Source organism: Streptomyces sp. NPDC058157, from assembly GCF_042884105.1.
Lineage (GTDB): Bacteria > Actinomycetota > Actinomycetes > Streptomycetales > Streptomycetaceae > Streptomyces.
On record NZ_JBHVUQ010000303.1, the window covers coordinates 1 to 6,621 of the forward strand.

Here is a 6,621-nt window from a genome sequence, read left to right on the forward strand (position 1 = left end):
GCGTAGACCCCGGGCGGCCCCCGGCCGGGACCGGCCCGCCGCCGGCGCCGGGCCGGGGCCGCCCGCTGGGCAGGGTCCGCAGGACCCAGGCACCGCCCCCGCCGCCGGACGGCGTAGCGTGCAGCGCGAGGACGATCTACGACCCGGAGCCCCGCATGCCGCACACCCTGCTCGTCACCGGCCCCGGCGCCGCCGGCCGCACCACCGTCGCCGCCGCCACCGCGCTCGCCGCGGCCCGCGCCGGGCAGCGCGTGCTCCTGCTGTGCGCCGACGACCCCTGGGCCGGCGCCCCCGCCCCGGACGGCATCCGCCTCGCCCGCCTCGACTCCGGCCAGGAGTTCCGCACGGAGCTCGCCGCCCTCCAGGAACGCGGCGCCACCCTCCTGTCCATGCTCGGCGGCAGCCCCCTCGGTGCCGAGGAACTCACCGAACTCCCCGGCGCCGAGCAGTTCGCCCTCCTGCGCGGCCTGCGCCGCGCCGCCGCCACCCCCGCCACCGACCTCGTCGTCGTGGACATGCCCCCGCTGCACCAGGCCCTGACCACCCTCGCCCTCCCCGCCCAGCTGCGCCGCTACCTGGCCCGCCTGCTGCCCGCCGAGCGCCAGGCGGCCCGCGCCCTGCGCCCCGTGCTCGCCCAGCTCGCCGGCGTCCCCATGCCCGCCCAGTGGCTCTACGAGACCGCCGCCCGCTGGGACGAGGAGCTCGCCGCCGTCCAGGCCGTAGTCGAGGCCCCCACCACCCGGGTCCGCCTCGTCGCCGAACCCGGACCCGCCGCCGACGCCGCCCTGCGCACCGGCACGCTCGGCCTCGCCCTGCACCAGCTGCCCGTCCACGACCTGGTGGCCAACCGGCTCGTCCCCCAGGACTCCGCCGACCCGTGGCTGGCCGGACTCGCCGCCCAGCAGGCGGAGTACCTCGCCCGGTGGCGGCAGGAGACGCCCGTGGTCCCGCTGGCACACCTCGGCCGCGACCCGGGCCACCCCGGCGAGCTCACCGGCACCGAAGCCCTGGCCCCGGACCCCGGCCCCGACCCCGGCCCCACCCCCGCGTCCCGCCCCGGCTGGACCGTCGAGGACCGGCTCGCCGAGGACGGCGTGCTCGTCTGGGCCGTCCCCCTGCCCCGCGCCCGCAAGAGCGAGCTCGACCTGGTCCGCCGCGGCGACGAACTCCACCTCGCGGTCGGCCCCTACCGCAGGACCGTTTCCCTCCCCTCCGCCCTGCGCCGCTGCACCGTCTCCGGCGCCGCCCTCACCGACGGGGTGCTCCGCATCCGCTTCACCCCCGACCCGCAGCTGTGGCCCCGGGCGCGCTGAGCTGCGTACCTCCGTTCGGGTACCGTCGGAAGTAGCCCCTACCGCAGCCGCAGGAGAGTCCGCCATGAGCGAGGCCACCGACCGCCCCACCGACGACGACGCCTGGGCGAAGGCCTGCGCCGAGGACCTCGCCGCCGAACGGGAGCGCCGCCGGGCGGAGCGCGAGCAGGGCACGGGCGCGAGCGCGGGGGCGGACGCCACCGGCACCGCCGCCGAGGAACTGTTCAAGCTCCTCGGCGCCGTCGCCGACAAGGTCTCCGCCCTCAACAACCCGGAGCTCGCCGCGGCCGCCCAGGGCGCCGTACGCCAGTTCGTCAACCAGGCCAAGACCGCCGCCAAACCCGTCATCGAACGCAACCCGGAGGTGTTCGGCCACCTCGCCGCCGCCGGATCCGAGCTGCTCGCCGCCTACCGCTCGGCCGTCGAGGGCCATGAACGCCGCTGGGTCCGGGACGAACCCCCGGCCCCCCGGAGGCACACCGACGCCGACGGCGGCCCGGGCGACGGCCCCGACGAGGGCCCGGCCCAGCGGATCGATCTCGACTGAGACTCCGCCGGGCTCGGGTACGGTGGGCCGTGGCGGGGCTTGACCGGAAAACCGAGGGACTAATGGGACTCACCATCGGCGTCGACATCGGCGGCACGAAGATCGCGGCCGGCGTGGTCGACGAAGAGGGCACCATCCTTGAGACGTACAAGGTGCCCACCCCGCCGACCGCGGACGGCGTGACGGAGGCGATCTGCGCCGCCGTCTCCGAGGTCAGCAGCAACCACACCATCGAGGCCGTCGGCATCGGCGCCGCCGGATACGTGGACGACAAGCGCGCGACCGTCCTCTTCGCGCCCAACATCAACTGGCGCCACGAACCGCTCAAGGACAAGGTCGAGCAGCGCATCGGCCTCCCGGTCGTCGTCGAGAACGACGCGAACTGCGCCGCCTGGGGCGAGTACCGCTTCGGCGCCGGCCAGGGCCACGAGGACGTCATCTGCATCACGCTCGGCACGGGCCTGGGCGGCGGCATCATCATGGGCAACAAGCTGCGCCGCGGCCGCTTCGGCGTCGCCGCCGAGTTCGGGCACATCCGGGTCGTCCCCGACGGCCTGCTGTGCGGCTGCGGCAGCCAGGGCTGCTGGGAGCAGTACGCCTCCGGCCGCGCCCTCGTCCGCTACGCCAAGCAGCGCGCCAACGCCACCCCCGAGCACGCGGCGGTCCTGCTGGGCCTCGGCGACGGCACCCCCGAGGGCATCGAGGGCAAGCACATCAGCCAGGCCGCCCGCCAGGGCGACCCGGTGGCCGTCGACTCCTTCCGCGAGCTCGCCCGCTGGGCCGGCGCGGGCCTGGCCGACCTGGCCTCCCTCTTCGACCCGTCGGCGTTCATCGTCGGCGGCGGGGTCTCCGACGAGGGCGACCTCGTCCTCGACCCGATCCGCAAGTCCTTCAAGCGCTGGCTGATCGGCGGCGCCTGGCGGCCGCACGCGCAGGTCCTCGCCGCGCAGCTCGGCGGCAAGGCCGGCCTGGTCGGCGCGGCGGACCTGGCCCGCCAGGGCTGAGCCCCGCTCGGACACCTCTCGAGCCGCCCGCCGTGCCCCCTGTGGGAGCGGCGGGCGGCTGCGTATCTTGCGGGCATGGTGCCCGACACGTTGCCCCAGCCCCAGCCCCTGCCCGACGCCGACGCCGTCCCCGATGCACTGCCCGGGTCCGCGACCGAACCCGACGGCTCCGCCGTGATCCGCGTCCTCAGCTACAACGTGCGCTCGATGCGCGACGACGAGGAGGCACTGGCCCGGGTGATCCGGGCCTGCGCCCCGGACCTGGTCTTCATCCAGGAGGCCCCGCGCTTCTTCCGCTGGCGCAAGCACGCCGCCCGGCTGGCCTCCAAGGCCGACCTGGTGGTCCTGGGCGGCGGAGCGACGGCCGCCGGGCCGCTGCTGCTGTGCTCGCTGCGGGCCTTCGTGGAACGCACGGAGGACGTCCTGCTCCCCCTGACCCCCGGCCTCCACCGGCGCGGCTTCGCCACGGCCGTGGTCCGCTTCGGCTCGGCCCGGGTCGGAGTGGTCAGCGCCCACCTCTCCCTGGACGCGACGGAACGCGCCGCCCAGGCCGACCTCCTCCTGGACCGGGTCGCCGCCCTGGACGCCCCGCACGTGATCGCCGCCGCCGACGTCAACGAATCCCCGGGCGGCCCGGCCTTCACCCGCCTGTCGGCCACCCTCCAGGACTGCTGGACCACCGCCCCCTGGGGCGGCGGCCCCACCTTCCCGTCGTCCTCCCCGTCCCGCCGCATCGACGCGGTGTTCGCCTCCCGCAGCGTGGAGGTCCTCGCCTGCGGAGTCCCGACGGGCCTCCCGGCCACCGACCTCCGCGCGGCAACGGACCACCTCCCGGTACTGGCGGCGGTCCGGCTGGGGGCGGGCGGCTGAGGCTACGGCCCTCACGGCGGGGGCCCGCCATCACCCCTGCGAGGGGCCGGGGGCTGGGCGGTGGCTGCCCACCCGCCTCCCCGTCTGCGGGTGGGTGGGCGGGGGGCGGGGTCCCGCCGGGCGGTAACCGGACAGCGGCCCGGGGTCCGGGAGGGCGGGACCACACTCAGCGGTCTCAGGGAGGGTTGGGGCTTTCCCGCCAGTCCCACTGTCCTTCCGGTCCGGGCCGGCCTGTCAAGGGCGCTCCTTCGTCGCGTCGCTACGCGATCGCCTGCGGCGACCCTTGACAGACCGACCCGAACCGGAAAGACAAGGACTGCCGGGAAACCCCCAAAGAAACGGGACGGACGTTCCTTGGACAAGCGGCGGGATCAGCGACCAGCCGGGCGGCCGGGGGCCGGCAGACCGGGCATCCGGCCCCGTTGCCTGTAAACGGGGCTGCCCTACGCGTCAGATCGCTACGCGCTCCTCATCTCTCGGCGTCCGACGGCCGTCTGGGGCTGGTACCCGCAAACGATGCCAATCAGAGAGGCATCCAGGGCCGGTGGGCGCAACAGATCGCTACGCGCTTCGCTCGTCTCGGCGTCCGGCGGCCGTCTTGGGCTGGTCATAGGCGGGTTGGACGTTCTCGACGGCGGTGGTGAATTCGCGGCCGGATGCGCCCCGAATGTATGCGAGTTCCTTCCAGTACGTGCGGGTGGGGGAGTCCGAGACGTCCTCGTTGACCACGGCCATCAGCTCACCCTCGGCGCCCGATGCGATGTCGCGGACCCGGCGGCGGAGGAGGCGGTGGGGGAGGTACTCGTACTGCTCACTCACCAGGCGCTCCCTCGAAGGTGCTGAGGAAGCGCTCCCAGCCGGTCTGTGCCCGATCGAGCAGGTTGGAGCCGGAGTCGACGACCGCGATGACTCGCACCTCGTGAGTGTCGTCGGTGTGGATGTTCGTGCAACACGGCGTCTTGCCGACCGCTGTGGTGACGGGAATCTGCCTCATGGGCCTACTCCTCTAAAGAGGTTGAACTCCATCACTCATGTATAGGAGTGATGAGGAGAAGGTTGCCTGACTCCTGTATATGAGTCAACCCACCGTAAGAATGTACTCACGGTGGGTTGCTGCTGTTCGCTCTCAGTCGGTCGCGGGGATGCGGTACTCGAAGACGAACTGGTCGGCGGCCATGAGGGTGTCGCAGACCTCCACGACGCGACCCGTGCCGGTGATCGCATTCCGCAGCAGATGTACCACCGTTGCCCCGGGGCTCAGAGCGAGTTCCGATGCCTCCGCTTTGGCCGCCGGGCGTGCCAGCAGGGTCTCCGCGAACTCGGCGAAGACGTGGCCGTGTTCCTCGAGGCGGGCGTAGATGCCGCCGTCTCCTGGGTTCTCGGCGAAGAGTTCGGGGATGTCGCGCGCCACGTCCCACGGCAGGTAGGACGTCGCGGTTTCCACGGGCGTCCCGTTGCGGAAGTACAGGCGACGGCGCGCCAGTACCTTGGTTCCGACGTACAGGCCGAGCCGCTCGGCGATCGCCTCCGGGGCGTCCACGGGTCCGATGTGGATGACACTCACCTTCGCGGTGGCACCGGACTGTTCCGACTCGGCGATGTAGGCGGCTTTGCCGCCCTGCCGGAGCGAGCGGCGGAAGCGGTCCGACGACCGGTGACGCACCGGCGGCCGGGCCTTCACGAAGGAACCCTTGCCGTGCCGTGTCTCCACGAGACCGCTGGCACGGATCTCCAGCATGGCTTTACGGACCGTCCCACCCGAGACGCCATAACGGTCCACCATCTCGGCTTCACTCGGCACCTGGTCCCCGGGCTTCAGGACGCCGGTGCGGACCTGCTGGACGATGTCCTCGGCGATCTGCAAGTACCGGGGTACGGCCCTGCCCTCTCCTACAGCTGCTCCCATGGTCCTTCGCTTCCTCCTATGCTCATGCACATGAGTAACAGCGCCCCGCCAAACAGGTCAACGCCACGTCACTCCGTGTCGGTTGCCGGGGTCGTGGTGCGTGATGACGGTCGGCTGCTGGCCATTCGCCGGGCCGACAACGGAACGTGGGAGTTGCCCGGCGGAGTGCTGGAGCTGGCGGAAACGCCGGAGGACGGGGTGCGGCGGGAAGTGCTGGAGGAAACCGGCATCCACGTCGAGGTGGACCACCTCACCGGCGTCTACAAGAACACCACGGCCGGCGTGGTCGCCCTGGTCTTCCGCTGCAAGGCCTCGGGCGGCACGGAACGCCTCTCCCACGAGACCACGGCAGTCCAGTGGCTCACCCCCGAAGAGGTCATCGACCGCATGTCCGAGGTCTACGCCGTCCGCCTCCTGGACGCCCTCGACGGCAACGGCCCCCACGTCCGCAGCCACGATGGCCGCCACTTGCTCAGGGACCAGCCCAAGACGGCCGCCGGACGCCGAGACGGGAGAGGCGTGTAGCGATCTGACGCGCCGGACCGCGCCCGATGGGGTCCTGATCGTCATTTCGCGCAGGTAGCAACCCAAGACGGCCGCCGGACGCCGAAATCCGGGCAGCGCGTAGCGATCCGATGCGCGCAACGACCCCGGATGCTTCCCTGATTGGCATTTCTTGCAGGTAGCGGCCCCAGACGGGCGGCGGACGCCGAGAAATGAGAAGCGCGTAGCGATCTGACGCGTGGAGCAGCCCCGTTTACAGGCATCGGGGGCCGGATGCCTGGTCTGCCGGCCCCCGGCCGCCCGCCTGATCGCTGATCCCGCCGCATGTCCATCTCCGGACCGTCCCGTTTCTTTGGGGGTTTCCCGGCAGTCCTTGTCTTTCCGGTTCGGGCTGGTCTGTCAAGGGTCGCCGCAGGCGATCGCGTAGCGACGCGACGAAGGAGCGCCCTTGACAGGCCGGCCCGGACCGGAAGGACA

The 6,621-nt window shown here is 72.8% G+C and carries 8 protein-coding genes; 5 read left to right on the top strand and 3 right to left on the bottom strand.

The window, feature by feature from the left end; genetic code table 11:
• Positions 1–155 precede the first annotated feature (155 nt).
• The 4 genes from ACFVXK_RS36315 (at position 156) to ACFVXK_RS36330 (ending at position 3,734) form a co-directional block, all read left to right on the top strand.
• A complete protein-coding gene (locus ACFVXK_RS36315; RefSeq protein ID WP_389620931.1) occupies positions 156–1,313 on the top strand; it encodes an ArsA family ATPase in 1,158 nt (385 codons plus the stop codon).
• 64 nt (positions 1,314–1,377) lie between these two features.
• Positions 1,378–1,860 (top strand): DUF5304 family protein, encoded by a 483-nt coding sequence (locus tag ACFVXK_RS36320; RefSeq protein ID WP_389620934.1) that lies wholly within the window; start codon positions 1,378–1,380, stop codon positions 1,858–1,860.
• 62 nt (positions 1,861–1,922) lie between these two features.
• Positions 1,923–2,864, top strand: coding sequence for an ROK family glucokinase (locus ACFVXK_RS36325; protein WP_389620937.1), 942 nt, complete (start codon positions 1,923–1,925; stop codon positions 2,862–2,864).
• Positions 2,865–2,939: 75 nt separating this feature from the next.
• Positions 2,940–3,734 carry an endonuclease/exonuclease/phosphatase family protein gene (locus ACFVXK_RS36330; RefSeq protein WP_389620940.1) on the top strand — a complete coding sequence of 265 codons (795 nt, stop codon included), beginning with the start codon at positions 2,940–2,942 and terminating at the stop codon, positions 3,732–3,734.
• Positions 3,735–4,295: 561 nt separating this feature from the next.
• On the opposite strand, the gene ACFVXK_RS36335 is transcribed toward ACFVXK_RS36330, so the two are convergent.
• The 3 genes from ACFVXK_RS36335 to ACFVXK_RS36345 all read right to left on the bottom strand — a co-directional run bounded on the left by ACFVXK_RS36335 (position 4,296) and on the right by ACFVXK_RS36345 (position 5,640).
• Complete coding sequence (locus ACFVXK_RS36335) at positions 4,296–4,553, bottom strand: hypothetical protein (protein WP_389620943.1); 258 nt, start codon at positions 4,551–4,553, stop codon at positions 4,296–4,298.
• Positions 4,546–4,728, bottom strand: coding sequence for a hypothetical protein (locus ACFVXK_RS36340; RefSeq protein WP_389620946.1), 183 nt, complete (start codon positions 4,726–4,728; stop codon positions 4,546–4,548). Before ACFVXK_RS36340 ends, ACFVXK_RS36335 begins: the two co-directional genes overlap by 8 nt.
• A 132-nt stretch (positions 4,729–4,860) precedes the next feature.
• On the bottom strand, positions 4,861–5,640 hold the full coding sequence (locus ACFVXK_RS36345; RefSeq protein ID WP_389620949.1) for a GntR family transcriptional regulator: 780 nt from the start codon (positions 5,638–5,640) through the stop codon (positions 4,861–4,863).
• A gap of 18 nt (positions 5,641–5,658) precedes the next feature.
• On the opposite strand from ACFVXK_RS36345, the gene ACFVXK_RS36350 reads away from it, so the two are divergent.
• Positions 5,659–6,165, top strand: a complete 507-nt coding sequence (locus tag ACFVXK_RS36350; RefSeq protein WP_389620952.1) for an NUDIX hydrolase — start codon at positions 5,659–5,661, stop codon at positions 6,163–6,165.
• The last annotated feature ends 456 nt before the right edge of the window (positions 6,166–6,621 follow it).